General features: G+C 33.8%; 13 protein-coding genes. 2 read left to right on the top strand and 11 right to left on the bottom strand.

The window, feature by feature from the left end; genetic code table 11:
• Nucleotides 1-16: 16 nt before the first annotated feature.
• From CLOCL_RS02805 to CLOCL_RS02790, 4 genes are all read right to left on the bottom strand, one after another.
• Nucleotides 17-547 carry an inosine/xanthosine triphosphatase gene (locus tag CLOCL_RS02805; RefSeq protein ID WP_014253919.1) on the bottom strand — a complete coding sequence of 177 codons (531 nt, stop codon included), beginning with the start codon at nt 545-547 and terminating at the stop codon, nt 17-19.
• A gap of 11 nt (nt 548-558) precedes the next feature.
• Nucleotides 559-1,488: a thymidylate synthase gene (locus CLOCL_RS02800; protein WP_014253918.1), complete on the bottom strand. Its 930-nt coding sequence runs from the start codon at nt 1,486-1,488 to the stop codon at nt 559-561.
• A 212-nt stretch (nt 1,489-1,700) separates the two neighbouring features.
• Nucleotides 1,701-3,092, bottom strand: a complete 1,392-nt coding sequence (locus CLOCL_RS02795; RefSeq protein WP_041714879.1) for an MATE family efflux transporter — start codon at nt 3,090-3,092, stop codon at nt 1,701-1,703.
• Nucleotides 3,093-3,687: 595 nt separating this feature from the next.
• Complete coding sequence (locus CLOCL_RS02790) at nt 3,688-4,524, bottom strand: CAP domain-containing protein (RefSeq protein ID WP_014253916.1); 837 nt, start codon at nt 4,522-4,524, stop codon at nt 3,688-3,690.
• A 302-nt stretch (nt 4,525-4,826) separates the two neighbouring features.
• On the opposite strand from CLOCL_RS02790, the gene ispF reads away from it, so the two are divergent.
• Entirely contained in the window at nt 4,827-5,297 is a 471-nt protein-coding gene (ispF, locus tag CLOCL_RS02785) for a 2-C-methyl-D-erythritol 2,4-cyclodiphosphate synthase (RefSeq protein ID WP_014253915.1), read from the top strand.
• Nucleotides 5,298-5,304: 7 nt separating this feature from the next.
• Here ispF and CLOCL_RS02780 read toward each other — a convergent pair whose 3' ends face one another.
• From CLOCL_RS02780 to CLOCL_RS02755, 6 genes are all read right to left on the bottom strand, one after another.
• Nucleotides 5,305-7,134, bottom strand: coding sequence for a sensor histidine kinase (locus CLOCL_RS02780; protein ID WP_014253914.1), 1,830 nt, complete (start codon nt 7,132-7,134; stop codon nt 5,305-5,307).
• A gap of 110 nt (nt 7,135-7,244) precedes the next feature.
• Entirely contained in the window at nt 7,245-9,050 is a 1,806-nt protein-coding gene (locus tag CLOCL_RS02775) for a sensor histidine kinase (RefSeq protein ID WP_014253913.1), read from the bottom strand.
• Nucleotides 9,051-9,177: 127 nt separating this feature from the next.
• Nucleotides 9,178-10,392 (bottom strand): ABC transporter permease, encoded by a 1,215-nt coding sequence (locus CLOCL_RS02770; RefSeq protein WP_014253912.1) that lies wholly within the window; start codon nt 10,390-10,392, stop codon nt 9,178-9,180.
• Nucleotides 10,382-11,113, bottom strand: coding sequence for an ABC transporter ATP-binding protein (locus CLOCL_RS02765; protein WP_014253911.1), 732 nt, complete (start codon nt 11,111-11,113; stop codon nt 10,382-10,384). The genes CLOCL_RS02770 and CLOCL_RS02765 overlap by 11 nt, the downstream gene beginning before the upstream one ends.
• 39 nt (nt 11,114-11,152) lie before the next feature.
• Nucleotides 11,153-11,866, bottom strand: a complete 714-nt coding sequence (ispD, locus tag CLOCL_RS02760) for a 2-C-methyl-D-erythritol 4-phosphate cytidylyltransferase (protein ID WP_014253910.1) — start codon at nt 11,864-11,866, stop codon at nt 11,153-11,155.
• A gap of 245 nt (nt 11,867-12,111) precedes the next feature.
• Entirely contained in the window at nt 12,112-12,591 is a 480-nt protein-coding gene (locus CLOCL_RS02755) for a CarD family transcriptional regulator (RefSeq protein WP_014253909.1), read from the bottom strand.
• Between the two features lie 559 nt (nt 12,592-13,150).
• On the opposite strand from CLOCL_RS02755, the gene CLOCL_RS02750 reads away from it, so the two are divergent.
• Nucleotides 13,151-13,546: a nucleoside triphosphate pyrophosphohydrolase family protein gene (locus CLOCL_RS02750; RefSeq protein ID WP_014253908.1), complete on the top strand. Its 396-nt coding sequence runs from the start codon at nt 13,151-13,153 to the stop codon at nt 13,544-13,546.
• A gap of 143 nt (nt 13,547-13,689) precedes the next feature.
• Here CLOCL_RS02750 and disA read toward each other — a convergent pair whose 3' ends face one another.
• A complete protein-coding gene (gene disA / locus CLOCL_RS02745; RefSeq protein WP_014253907.1) occupies nt 13,690-14,772 on the bottom strand; it encodes a DNA integrity scanning diadenylate cyclase DisA in 1,083 nt (360 codons plus the stop codon).
• Nucleotides 14,773-14,799 lie beyond the last annotated feature (27 nt).

Raw genomic sequence — 14,799 nt, 5'->3', positions numbered from 1 at the left:
CATTAGCTTTATCAACCTAAAAATCTAAATACCTAATTACTGACCCAATGGCACACAATAAAGCATCTTCAAACTCATTCACTCTAGTATACAAACCATTTGTAATTATTCCATTCGTCCCCCATCGTTCCATTTGTTCTGCGCTTATATCATTATAACGAGCTTTGATAATTTCACTGAGTTCTATATTGTTACTAACTTGCTCTGCTATATCTTCTGGCAGCATGACTTTGGCACTGCAACCAATTGCTAGTTTTGAGCAACGAAAAAAATCAATAGCAGCCCAGCCGTAAACAAAAGACCCATAACTGTTTTTAGAAACTAATCCCTCCATTGAAACAATTGCATCGTAGAGTTCTATTTGCCTTTTTACAGCTTCTATACGATTTATGCAACCTTTTAAAGCTTCGTCATCTGTAGTAGGAGTAACAGACACACCAGAATTTACTTTTATTGCAATGAACTCTGCTTCATTAAATATTTTTCTAAAAACATTTTTAACAGCATTTACTTTTGCTTCATTTTGTGACGTTATATATATTTTCATTTACACTCTCCTCACACTAATTCAGCTTTTTCATAAATCCATTTCATTAAAGGTGTTTTCATTTCCAGATTATAAATATCTGAAAGAAACTTCTCAGAATCTGTAATGCTTGGCATCATATCTAATTTTTCATAATTAGGATTAAGACGCATCGTATCAATAATTTCTTGAGCTTTCGATAAAGTTCTTAAATATACCTGAGTAAAACTTGTTTTCATCATGGTATAACCAAGTTTTAACTGTTGATATCTTTTCCTCTTCAATTCTACGAATACCAATTCGGTTAGTAAGGAAAAAAAACCAATATCATACGGAAGTCCGGTAATAACATCAGTACTTCTTGAACTTACTTCACAACACAAAAAATCATCACGTATAAAAAACAAAAGGGATACTGTACATGGAAAATCCTTAGTATCTTTTTTATGTTGAACCTGATTGATATTTATTATTCCTCTTCTGCTGTCTTTATTTTTAATAAGAACATTAATTACCCACTCAAATTGATTTTTACATTGTGAATTCATAATTGGTTGATGGAAAACATAATAGCCATAATTTGAATTTATTTCCCCTTTTTCATCGGCTAGTTTTTCCCAAAACGATGATGCTTGAGCCAGACCATCCCATACCTTTAAACTTCCTTTAAAATATGACAACAATTCCCTACACAGATACCGAATTGCCACTTTTTCGCGTAAAGTATGAAGGCGCCTTCTAGGGTTCAGAAGAATATAGTTTGTGTTATATGCCTGCAATGCCTCCCCTGCTCTAGACTTAATATTCACACCTGAATTAATAATATTTAATATTCCTTTGTATACAAGCCTATCTACAGATTCTTCTTTAATATCAACACTCTGTACTTTTTGCTCTAAACCTCTATATTCCTCTAATTCACTTGCAGCAGAAAAGAATTCTTGTTCAATCACATTTCTCATAATTTACCCCCCTTTGTAATATAAAATATTGTATGATTTTCTATATCAAGTTAAATTTATTAAATTATTCCATCAACAGGTATGCTTTAATCCCAATGCCTTATATGTTAGTAACATCACATGCCTTCTCATTTTTGCACATCCATTTTATGGTTTTAATAAATTTATATACATCAAGTAATATGGGAAAGAAGCTTTAATTTTAAAGCAAATTACACATTTTCATCTACATTAGAACTGCTAGTAATAACTTTCTCAAAGGGTTTTAAAAAGAAAAACTCCCGTCCTTTCCAAAATCTTAAAATATTGATAATAGCTCTAATAAATTCATCAATAAAGAAAGTAATATATAGTCCCAGTAATCCTAAACCAGCATTAAAAATAAGTAAATAGGATAAGGATACCATAGTAATAGTTCCCATTATCTGGCCATATAGCATCCATTTAGTATCTCCTATTCCCTGTATTCCTAAACCAATTACATTATTTATAGCTCTAGGAAACATAGTAAAAGATATAAAAATTAAAAATGGCACAGATTTTTCTATTAAGCTTCTATCATTTGTAAATATACTAAGTATTTTGTCTGGAAATATAATAAATGTAAGTGAAATAAGTGCACAGATAAATAAAGAATATCTCATACATCTGAAACCAGTCCTAACTGCCTCCTTATGATTGTCTTCTCCTGTTTTATGTCCGACTAAAGTCATAGAAGCTCTAGCTAATCCCATATATAAAAGAAAAGGTAACATTTCTATTGAAAAAATCAAAGTATAAATTCCCACAGCTGTCATACTCAGAATATTTAAATATTTTATTACAATTAAGTTTCCAATATTCCAAAGAGAAGATTCAATTCCCGATGGTATACCAATTTTTATAACTTTTTTATATAACCTCCAATTAGTTTTTATAACATTTCTTAGACTTAATTTAAAAGGGATTTTTTTCGATTTGAATACATACATTATTAATATTGGAGCAACTATAACATTTGATAATGTTGTAGCAAAAGCAGCACCGTCAATTTCCATTCTCGGCATCCCTAATTTACCGAAAATGAAGACCCAATCAAAGAAAATATTAAGAATATTCCTCAAAATACCTCCGTACATTATAATTTTTGTTGTTCCTATACCCTGCACTATTGAAGTTGCAGTTGTCTCAGCACCTAAAAGTATTAGCGAAAATGACAATATCTTCACGTAAGATATACTGTATTCTAAAATAGGCGATTGAACACCCATAATTCTAAATATAACACCTGGACCAAGAAAAAATACAAAGAAAAATATTATTGAAATGGCTGAATTACCTGCAAAAGAACATTCTGCATATTGTTTTGCCTGTAAATTATCCTTAGCGCCGAGACACTGAGCTACCAAAATTGTTGTACCACCACAAACAGCAATCACAGCAGACCAAATTGTGTAAAATGGAAATAAAGCATTTCCAATTGCAGAAAAATAATCTGAATTAACATGGCCCAACATCGCTCTGTCAACTAAAACTTGCAATTGATAAAAAAATTGTTGCAGTATAAGAGGAATAGCAATGGCAAAAATACTTTTCGTACTTACTTTACTTTGGTTGTTACTCATATCACACATCCTTCCATCAATTTTTAATATAGCTAATTTTATGTATATATTATTATAATTTCACGTTTTTGTCAATTTTTATTATTTTTTATGTATATTTCTACATACTCAAACAAGTATCACTCTATTTAAACTACAATTCTAGAAACTTCCCTATTATATTCATCGTTTCTTTGCCTACTATAAGATGACATACGATATATGTATCTATTCAGGTATACTACTTCAAATATCTGTTTTTTCACCACGTACTTCAGCTCATTCCGGCTAACCAAGAAAATAGTCAAGAAAATAGTATTAAATTTCAGAAATGCTATTCCGAGTAATTATACGATTAAAAAAGAGAATTTTAACCTGATAAAAAGTCTCAATTTTTTACAAAAAATTTGATAAAAAGAATATTGTGTAAATTTTAATATCTTTCAAGAATAGCATAAAGTCCCCAGATTCAAGCTTTTACACTATCTGGGGACTTTATTAATATTTTGGTAAATTAAGGAGGCAAACACAGAAAAGCTAACTGCTTCTAAGTCCTAAGTCATTACCTTTCTGTAAACTGAATTTGAAGTTTTAAAACTCTTGCAAATGGGCTTCATTATTTTCCAATAAACTGCTGCACTAATATTTTTCCATACTTCGGACTATCCACAATACCAATTCCGGTATAGTTAAATCCTGCGTTAAGTATGTTCTTTTTATGTCCTTCAGAGTTCATCCACGCTTTAAAAGCACCTTCAACAGTTCTGTTTCCTGCTATATTTTCTCCAGCAGTTTTAAAACTTATGCCAAACTGTCTCATCATATCAAAAGGTGAACCATAGGTCGGTGACTGATGTGAAAAATAATTATTGTCAACCATATCCTTTGCTTTTAGCCTTGCTACTTTCATCAGTTCCTCATCGAATTGAAGCGGTCCTACTCCTGCATCAGCTCTTGCTTTGTTAACAAGGTCAAGTAATGTTTGCTCATCTTTACTTATTCCTGTAACCGGTGTGGTAATAACAGATGGTGAAGTTTTGGGTGTAGCAGCAACTTTGGGTGCAGAAGTTTTCGAGGTTCCTGTTGTATTTTTCGGTGGAGTTGTTGCTTTTGCCTGTGTAGTTGTTTGTGTCGTATTAGTTGAAGCAGGTTTTATATACTGTCCCGAAACAGCTCCTACACATCTTGTCTCAGGTTCGTAAATAGCATACCAATCGCCTATTTTTCCCAAAACATTTACCCATTGATTTTTCTTAAGTACACATATAATCGGGAAATTTGTTGAAGGACCCTGCCTAACATTCAGATGTGTAGCTGTGACAACCGCTGAAGTAAAGTTTACCTTTTCAAAGGTTGGGGCAGCTGAAATACTTCCGGTTTCAAATGCAGTAAACCCCAATATCAACGTAAATACAACTGCCAAAACAATCATCAACGTCAATTTCCTGTTCATATCAATCCCTCCAAATCAACTTAATTTTCCTTCTCGCATTTTATATATTTTATAATTTCAATTCACAAAAATAGTATTGACATATTTAAGCGAATTATTTACATACAAGTGTTTTTATTCAAAAACTTTTTACAAACCAACTCATACTCTTGTCCAAAAAGTACCTTGCCTTTTTTCCGGGGATAATGTATAATTCTTGTAATATTTTAAGTCTTTGAACTTATAGAAAATAGGCAAAATCAGCAGGATTAAAGACCTGGAAGTTATATAAAACAGTACTTTTAAAAGGGCTTGATTTGATTATGATAGTGGGAATTGGACAGGATAGTCATAGATTTGATTTTGAAAACACAGAAAAGAAATTGATTCTCGGAGGAGTTATATTTGATGATGCCCCTCCCCTTGAAGGAAACAGTGATGCCGATGTAATCCTTCATTCCATAACCAATGCCATTTCCGGAGTAACGTGTGTAAATATTTTAGGTCCGGTAAGTGACGATTTATGCCTCAATAAAGGAATAAAAGACAGTAAAGTATATTTAAAGGAAGCTCTTAAACATTTAAACGGTAGACGCATCCTTCACCTTTCTATTTCCATAGAGTGCTTAATACCTAAAATTACTCCTAAAATTCCCGAGATTAGAAAAAGTCTTTCCGAACTTCTGTGTATTCCGGAAAATTCCATAGGCATTACAGCCACCACCGGTGAAGGTCTTACATCTTTCGGGCAGGGAAAGGGGATACAGGTTTTTAGCTGTATCACAGTAGAGTAGACATTGCTTATTTTTTGGTCAAAGGTATAATTATCTTTACCAATGTTCCTTTGCCTTCCTCACTTTCAATATGCATAGAACCGGCAAATTTCCCCTTTATTGTAGAATAGGATATATAAAGTCCTATACCTGTTCCTTTGTCGCTTTTCGTTGTAATCATCTCTTTTAAAAGTTTATTTTTTACCCTTTCAGGTATTCCGCATCCGTAATCTCTGACTGTGATTTCAAGTTCCTTTGACGTTTTCTCGAATATAACATCTATATTTCCGGGTTTTCCCCTATATGCTTCAATAGCATTGGAAATAAGGTTATTCATCACTTGAACAAGATTGTTTATTTCTCCTCTTATTTCAGTCATTTCATCCACTCTATTGAATATATTCGTATTGCACTGATTCTTTTTGAGTTCATGGTTCATAAGAATCTGTACCCTGTTAATTAAGTCCTTAATTGCAAAACTTCCCACCGATGACTCATTGCAATTGACAGCTTGTCCTTTGACAGCTGAAATAATATCGGACATATATGCACAATAAGGCCTTATTTTCTTTACCCATTCCCTCATTTCTGCAGCTATTCTGTGATGGTCACTTTCCTTTACGTTTTCATTTTCTATTGATCTGTCATACTCCAAAGCCAGCTCTTTGATTGCTTCCAATCCATCTGCTATTGACATGATAGGAGTTTTAAAATTATGGGCAATTCCCCCTATCAGTTGCCCCAGCGATGCCAAACGTTCCTGTTCCATCAAAATGGAATGTCTTTCGTTATACTTCTTATCCATCAAAAGATTATATCTTCTTATAAGAAACACTGAAAATATAAATCCAAAAGTTACACCGGCAAGCCCAAGGAAAAAGATCTTCATTCCTACGTCAATTATTCCCTTGGTAACAGAAGCTGCCTCCGTTTTCAAAAAAACTCTCCATTCAAGCGGCGTTTCATTAATTTGCTGTATGGTTTCAAAGGTAAAAATATAATCTTCATCATCAATTGTTCTGTTAATACTTCCGCTATTAAGTGTAGTACCATCTCGAAGGTATAAATCATATTGAGAGTAATCGCCATTTAAAGTCCTGTCATATATATTCATCACATAATTTCCATTCTTTCCTAGAATGTAAATTTCACTTCCTTCAGGTACCTTAATATCTGAAATTAATTGATACAAATAAGACTCCTTATAATTAATAATCAGCATTCCGCAACTTTCATTGCTTTCCGGTGCATTTATTTTCTTTACGAAAGTAATAACTTGGCCAAAAGAACCGGTACTTTTATAAGTCGAACCGGCATCGGCAATATAGGTATCAACCCACAGTGAATCTTTTCCACTTTCTCTGAACAACTTTACTGCATTGAATGATGACACATCTCCCTGGTAATCAATTATTAACTCCCCTGAGGAAATATACTCCATCGTATCGGTTACAACAGCCATGTCGGCTATATCCTCTCTGTTTACCGCATAAATATTCATAATCTCCCTTATATGACGAGAATACTCGGCCTTTTCATGTTCATTATCCGATAAATTAAAATTATTGACAAGCTCATTCAATTTTCCGTCCAAAGTTATAGCAACAGCAAGTCTGTCAATATCAGACAATATCGTTTCAATATTTTGGGCTGTCTGCTTCACAAGCTGAATTGAACTGGTCATCGAATTTTTCTGTATAGATGCCGAAATCATTCTGAATGAAATAAACCCCAAAATAGATATAGATATCATAACAATAAGCAATACTCCTAAACTCACTTTCCACACAGCTCTTGCTTTTTTTTCGTTGATATCTCCAAGGTAATCAAGAGATTTTTTTTCATGTATTTTTAGCATTTTCTCACTCTCCGACGTTTAAGGGTGCACATAAAGGAACAGTTGGAACACTACTTTGATTATGAATGGCCACTTTTGAGCAGAATTTATCCGAAATCATATTTTTACTTCTAAATTATCGGAATGACTACAGTTATTGTTGTACCTCTTCCTTCTTCACTATCAATATGAATTGTACCTCCAAATTTTCCTTTTATTGTTGAATAGGATATGTACAGTCCTAATCCTGTACCATTTTTTCCTTTTGTCGTTATCATAGACTTCAAAAGTTTTTCCTTGACTTTCTCGGGTATACCGCATCCATAGTCCCTTACAACTATTTCAAGGTTATTGTTGTTCTTTTGCAATATTAAATCAATTTCACCACTCTCACCATTATAGGCTTCAATTGAGTTTGATATAAGATTGTTCATTATTTGAACAAGATTGTTGATTTCACCTTTGATGGTTGTATTTTCATCAACGTTGACAATTGTGTTCAACCGACATTTGTTCTTTTTCAATTCATGACTCATTAATATTTTTACTCTCTTTACAAGCTCTCCAACAGTAAAATTCAATGTCGTTGAATCTCCTAAATTGGCCGTTTGTCCTTTAACTGCTGAAATTACATCCGACATGTACACACAATAAGGTTTTATTTTTTCCACCCAATTCAAAATATCGGCTGCAATCTCATGGTGATCCTCACGGGTAACTTCTTCATCTCCTATCGAGTTATCATACTCGTCAATGAGTTCACTAATGGCCTCAAGCCCACCGGCTATAGACATAATCGGCGTCTTTAAATTATGGGCAATTCCTCCAACCATTTGTCCCAAAGTGGCAAGTCGCTCCCTCTCCATGATGATAGAATGCTTTTCTGCATATCTTTTATCTAAATTTGAATCATATACCCTGGTTATCAAGGTCGATATTATCAATCCGAAAACTATACATAAGATACCTATAAAAAAAATATTTCGCATCTCCGTTTTTATACCTTTTATTATTGAAGATACAGGCGTAATATCCACAACTGTCCATTTCAATTCAGTCCCATTAATGTCCTCTATGGTGTTGTATGTAATGAGATATTTCTTCCCGTCAATTTCTCTAATATCCTCGCCATTCTTTTTATCCAATATTTCATTGGTAAAACTGTATTTTACCGGTTGTCCGTTTAAATTATTGTCCTGAGTATTCATTACATATTTGCCATCACCGCTAATAATAAAAACATTACTCTCATCTAAAAATTTTATATCTGCAATCAAATCATGCAGATAGGATTCCTTAATGTTAATTATTATGGTTTCCTGACTTTTTAGAGTACTAATAGAGTAAATCCCTTTTACAATTGAAAAAACCTTACCTTTTTCAGATGCTGATAATTTGGAATTTTGGTCAGATACATGGGTACTAAGCCATAAAGATTTTTTATTTCCCTCTCTGAAGGCTTGAACATCAAAATTGAAAATGTTAAGATCGCTTAATAAATTTTGCTTTAGTCCGTTTAAGATATGGGTATTGTTTTTTGTAATAATGGATATGTGATCAATCTCTTCTCTTGTCTTGCAATATTTGTTCAATATTTCGTCAATTAGCTCAAGCTTTTGTTTCTTTTCTTCCTCATCTTCAATATTGTCATATTCCAGTACATAAGTAGCTAGTTTATTGTCGCGGGAGACAGTCATTGCAAAATCATCCAGTTGTTCCAGGACTGTCTGAATATTTTTAGAAGTCTGTTTTATAAGTTCTTTTGCGCTTTCTCGTGAATGCTCCAGTATGGAATTTGCCATCATATAAGAAGACGCCCAAACAATTATTGACACACATATTATAACAATAGCAGCAAAGGCTGCAATAAGCTTCCATGCGTTAAGGATTTTGTTTTTTCTGGAATGAAGCAATAGTTTTTTAGGGCTAAAAAACATATATCGACCCCTCCATATATGCAGGCAACAGCAAAAGAGGTGAAAACAATTATTTTTGTATAATTCTACGTTTTCTTATAAAATTCCTCCTTTTATAAGATTTATATGATTGTGAATATAGTTTCCGTTAACTTCTAAACAGCACCCTCTCCTTATTAAACAGTGAAATTGCAATTCTTAATGAAATAATAACATATGCCACTGATGAAGTAAGTGCTATTGCAAGACAGGTATAGTTAACATTCACTCCAAGCACTGTCTTAAATGCCGATATTGTATTGAGTATCGGAACCACATACATATATAAAGGTATTTCATTGGGCTGCATAAGGATAGTTGCATATCCAGGAATCATTGCAATTATTATAAGGAAGGATAAATAAGTTTGAGCTTCCCTAAAAGATTTAGCATAGGTGCTTAATGCAATTTGAATTCCGGCAAAGGTCATTCCCATTAAAACCGAAATTATTAAAATCAATAAAATGGCAGTACCGGAAATGCTAAATCCTGAAAACTGTGCACCAGTTCCTAAAGTCATGGCTTTCGGATCAATAAAATATCCCAAAACCATTCCCAAAATCGAAGCAATGGCGGAAACAAACGAAAAAAGGGCAACAGTTAAGTATTTACCTATCAATATGGAAGATCTCCCAGCTTTAGTTGTAAGCAAAGGTTCAAAAGTATTTCTCTCCTTTTCACCAGCCACCAAATCGGTAGCAGGTGCAATACCTCCTGCAGAAATGAGGATTATAAGCAAAACCGGCAGAATCATAGATAGCATGCTTAGACCAGCTCTTGCATCATTGGCAATATTTGTCTCCTCAATTTTCACAGGCTTTATAATTTCATCATCTAATCCCATTTTTTCAAGCCTATTAGCAACAACCCTTTTTTTAAACTCATTTATTGCATTAGATATTATGCTTACGCTTCCTAACGATTTTGTATGGGATTCATCGTATATAATTTCAATAACAAAAGTTTTTCCCTGTTCCAACTTCTCTTTGTAATCCCTATCAATATCAAGAACGGCACGCACTTCCGAATTGTTAATTGCCCCAATCGGATCTTCTACGTCTACAAGTTTTATGTTCGGAAAATCCGCTATTATGTCTTCTGTTATCAATTCTCTTATCTCGGGCGTATTAGACTCCTTTGTTAAAGCAATTGTAATATTCTGCTCTATATCCCTTTGCATATTTTGTACACTTCCGCCTGCCAATATGCTCAGCAGCGGAATTATAACCATCGGCACTATAATGCTGGTAATTATTGTTTTCTTGTCTCTGGCTATATCCTTTACCTCTTTTGAAAATACAATCCAAATATGTCTAAGATTCATTTTTGTCACCTACCAATTGAATAAATATGTCTTCAAGACTGTCACAACCGTATTTCTGCTTTATCTCTTTAACTTTCCCTTTTTCAATAAGTTCCCCTTTATTTATAATGGCAATCTTGTCGCAAAGCTTCTCTACTTCACTCATTGTATGGCTTGAAAACACAATGGTCTTTCCTTCATTTTTACATATTCTGATAAAGTCATGAACATCTTTAATTGCGCTTACATCAAGACCGGAAGTAGGCTCGTCAAAAAGCATTATATCCGGGTCATGAATAATTGCTCTTGCAAAGGCAACCTTCTGCTTCATTCCTTTAGACAACTTCCCAGCCCTTTTTCTGATATATTCTTCCATACCAAAAGCTTTTGCTAAAGCCTTTATTCTGTCATTGATCCTATCCCTGCTCATATCGTTGAGCATTCCAAAGTAGGCTATATTCTCTTCACAGGTCAATCTATCGTATAGACCTGTCTCTCCTCCAAAAAGAATACCTATTTTGGTTCGGACCTTCTCCGGTTGGGAAATAATATCAAACCCTGCCATTGATGCGGTTCCGCTTGTAGGCTTCAACATGGTTGCAAGCATCCTCAAGGTTGTGGTCTTACCTGCACCGTTTTCCCCCAGCAATCCGAATATTTCTCCCTTTTCCACCTCAAAACTTACTTTATTGACAGCAGTAAAAGTTCCAAATTGCTTAGTTAAATTTTCAACTTTAATCATTTTTGATGCACATCCCTTCAATGCCCATACCTTTTATTCTTAGCAGTTATCAAATGAATTTGCAATAGACTCGGCAAAAATCAAATCCTCTTTAGTAGTTATTTTAATATTTCTGTACGTCCCCATAACCAATTTGGTTTTATTTCCCAACCTCTCCGCCAAAACAGTATCATCGGTTCCTATAAATCCATCTCTTCTTGCTTGCTTGTGGGAATCCATGATTATATTATATCTAAACGCCTGAGGAGTCTGAATAGACCATAGTACACTTCGGTCCAAAGTTGAATTAACAAAACCCTCATTATCGGCCGATTTAATCGTATCCTTAACCGGAACAGCCACTGTAGCTACTCCGTATTGCTTTGCAGCTTCAATGCAGCGGACAATACTGTCCTCGTCAACAAAAGGTCTGGCACCGTCATGTATCAAGACAATATCCGAATTCTGCGATACTTCCTTTAGCCCGTTAAAAACAGAATCCTGCCTGGTTTCTCCCCCTGTTACAACACTCTTGATTTTCCTATAATTATTCTTACCGATGATTTTTTCCCTGCAATACATGATATCGTCGCAATGTACCACCAAAACAATCTCATCAATACAATTTAAAGCATCGAATACATTTAAAGTTCTTGCCAATATAGGAGTTCCTCCCACATTAATATATTGCTTATTAATGCCCATATTCATCCTGGTTCCCCTGCCTGCAGCAACAACAACCAGGCTGACATAGCATTTATCTGTCCTTGCCATATACCACACTCCATTAAAAATATATAAATATATTATCATATTCAGAATAGAATATGAAAAAATTCCCGGCATCAAAATAATAAAAATATCCATGGCTTATACCATAGATATCATCATTGCTCTATAACTCTAATATTAATTGCAATTGACTAATCTAATTTATTAAAACAATCCAACTCTTCTATTCATAAACAAATCAACGTAACAAATTTTTATTATGTACATTTTCCCAAGTCAACCGAATCTTAAGCTTTTAAGAAATTGTTTATTATTTCTTCAACTTCATTAGCACTCATGTTTTTTGCCAATACCAATTCACTTACAAGAATCTGCTTGGCACTGCTGAGCATTTTTCTTTCACCGGTAGACAATCCCTTCTCCTTATCCCGAAGCATTAAAGACTTTACAACATCAGCCACTTCATATATATTACCGCTTTTAATTTTTACGAGATTTTCCCTATAGCGTTTGTTCCAGTTTTTATTTAAATTGCAGCTTTCACTCTTAAGAATAGAAAAAACCTTATCGGCATCCTGCTCACTAATTACATCCCGGATACCTATTCCTTTAACATTCTTTGTGGGGATCATAACTTTCATATCCCCTATTGGGATCCTAACAACATAATAACTCTGCTTTTTCCCAAGTATTTCTTTTTCTTCAATAGACTCTATTATTCCGGCACCATGCATGGGATAAACAATCCTATCTCCCACACTGTACATATTCTATCCCCCCATAATAAAACCCGTCAATTTTCATACTTGCACCCTCTATTCCAACATATTTAAAGAAAAAGCAATTCGAACTCTTATTTTATACTATGCTGTACACAGAGTTTACAAAAAAAATAACTGCAGGATTTCGAAATACTTAGGATATCCAAATTCATTGATTTTACCCGTTTTATTTCGAAGAAGTATAAATAAAAAGCACTTTAAATTAAAATGACGATAATGCTTTAATATTCGTCATAATACTAGTTAATTAAAATAATATTAAGTCAACAAAATATCCCAGCAAATTCCCATATATTAAGTATACTACAAGAAAAATGCAAAGTCAAAATCTTTTATTCTAGCATGGGACTATATTTATGTCAATATCAATTTTCCATTTTAACTAACTCCCTATGACGTTTGCTATAAAATTTGATACACACTATTTTTTGCCATGTTTACCCATTTTATTTATAATTGACAAAGTTCCGTTTGTACAATTATAATAGAATATAGTAATAAACTTGTTTGTTATTTTTATCAAACCTCTAAGGAGTGAACCATATTGAATGACATTATGGTAGATCAATTCCAGTTTACTGTAGCTGACCTTCTCGTAAGAAATAAAAGCATTCTGGATCAAATCACCAAATTTCAGGATTCAAACGGGCGCATAAATCGTGCAATTATTAAGGCTGTCACACAATGCGGTTGTATTAAAATTAATGCAAAAAAGCAGCCAATTGATGTTAATTCCGATTTTGACGAAATCCGGAATAATATGAAGACACATGTAGAGGGAAAGCTTTGCGAAAACTGTAGAGACATTATCGAAAAAGATATAGGAAGGAATCTTTTCTACCTGGCTTCAATATGTAATACTCTGGATCTTAATCTGTACGATATAATTCTAAAAGAACTTGAGAGAATTAAAGTACTCGATAAATATAACTTGCGTTAAAATAAAAAAATATCGATAATCTTTTCTTTTGTATTATCGCCTAAATAAAATTAAAGCCAAGGGTTACTGAAACTCAAAAAGTTCAGTAACTTTTGCTGTTTATTCAATTGCACTTATATGTATTATCTTCAAAAATACATATATTAAATTCTGCGTGAATCTAAGAAAAGTTGTTCCTGTACTCTCCTTAATCCTTCTTTTATTATTCTTGCTCTTGCCTCGCCAATTCCTTCAACTTCATCCAGTTCGCCTATTGAAGCATTTATAATGCCCTGGAAATTAAGAAATTTTTCTACTAAATTTCTTATAACATGCAAAGGCACTCTTGGTATTTTACTAAGCAGTCTGTATCCCCTCGGAAATATCGCAGTATCAAAGGTATTTACATCGGTATCAAAACCAATAATTCTGCATATATTGGATATATCCATAAGTTCACCAAAAGAAAGCTTTCTAAGTTCTTCCCTTATTTGTTCGGCTGTACTGTTTAAATTTTCCTTCATATAGTCTTCAATAATAAGAAGTTCGTCACTCTCCACATTGGCAAGAAGTTCGTTTAACTGCATAGTCAGCAGTCTAGCTTCTTTTCCTAATTCACAGATATATCGTTCCATCTCTGCTGCAACCCTCATAACCATCTCTATTCTCTGGATTACATAAGCCACATCATCTAAAGTAACTATATCCTCAAATTCCAGTACACTCAAGTTCTTTATCGCATTGTCCATGACATTTCTATACTTTTCCAATGTATTTAAAGCTTGATTGGCCTTTGTCAAAATAGCCGATGTATCTTTAAGGACATATTTCCTTGACCCCTTATACAAAGTAATAATATTTCTTCTCTGTGAAATGCAGATAACAACTTCCCCTGTTTGCTTCGACACCCTGCTTGCTGTTTTATGCCTTGTACCCGTTTCATCGGTATAAATTGAAGTATCCTGTGTCAACATTGCATTGGCATAAAGTATCCTTTTGAGATCTTTAGATAATACTATGGCTCCATCCATCTTTGCCAATTCATAAAGATAAGCCTGAGAATACTCTTTATTTATAAAGAACCCACCGTCCACCAGATTTAAAACCTCTTGTGAGTCACCAATAACTATCAGTGCCCTCGTTCTTGCTTTCAGGATGCTCTCCAATCCTTCCCTAAGGGGTGTTCCGGGTGCAACCATTCGCAATACCTCTAGAAATTCCAAATCATCATTTTTTTCCCTGCCCATATTTATAGACCTCCATAACAATACTTT

This window comes from Acetivibrio clariflavus DSM 19732, assembly GCF_000237085.1.
Lineage (GTDB): Bacteria > Bacillota > Clostridia > Acetivibrionales > Acetivibrionaceae > Acetivibrio > Acetivibrio clariflavus.
The sequence above is the reverse complement of the archived record's forward strand: the minus strand, read 5'-3'. Positions and strand labels throughout refer to the sequence as shown.

Coding starts and splice junctions, on each gene's coding strand:
- CLOCL_RS02765 (WP_014253911.1), bottom strand. CDS start 11,113: ATGATTAAAGTTGAAAATTTAACTAAGCAATTTGGAACTTTTACTGCT.
- CLOCL_RS02790 (WP_014253916.1), bottom strand. CDS start 4,524: ATGAACAGGAAATTGACGTTGATGATTGTTTTGGCAGTTGTATTTACG.
- CLOCL_RS02805 (WP_014253919.1), bottom strand. CDS start 547: ATGAAAATATATATAACGTCACAAAATGAAGCAAAAGTAAATGCTGTT.
- disA (WP_014253907.1), bottom strand. CDS start 14,772: ATGGGCAGGGAAAAAAATGATGATTTGGAATTTCTAGAGGTATTGCGA.
- CLOCL_RS02775 (WP_014253913.1), bottom strand. CDS start 9,050: ATGTTTTTTAGCCCTAAAAAACTATTGCTTCATTCCAGAAAAAACAAA.
- CLOCL_RS02770 (WP_014253912.1), bottom strand. CDS start 10,392: ATGAATCTTAGACATATTTGGATTGTATTTTCAAAAGAGGTAAAGGAT.
- ispF (WP_014253915.1), top strand. CDS start 4,827: ATGATAGTGGGAATTGGACAGGATAGTCATAGATTTGATTTTGAAAAC.
- CLOCL_RS02755 (WP_014253909.1), bottom strand. CDS start 12,591: ATGTACAGTGTGGGAGATAGGATTGTTTATCCCATGCATGGTGCCGGA.
- CLOCL_RS02800 (WP_014253918.1), bottom strand. CDS start 1,488: ATGAGAAATGTGATTGAACAAGAATTCTTTTCTGCTGCAAGTGAATTA.
- CLOCL_RS02780 (WP_014253914.1), bottom strand. CDS start 7,134: ATGCTAAAAATACATGAAAAAAAATCTCTTGATTACCTTGGAGATATC.
- CLOCL_RS02795 (WP_041714879.1), bottom strand. CDS start 3,092: ATGAGTAACAACCAAAGTAAAGTAAGTACGAAAAGTATTTTTGCCATT.
- ispD (WP_014253910.1), bottom strand. CDS start 11,866: ATGGCAAGGACAGATAAATGCTATGTCAGCCTGGTTGTTGTTGCTGCA.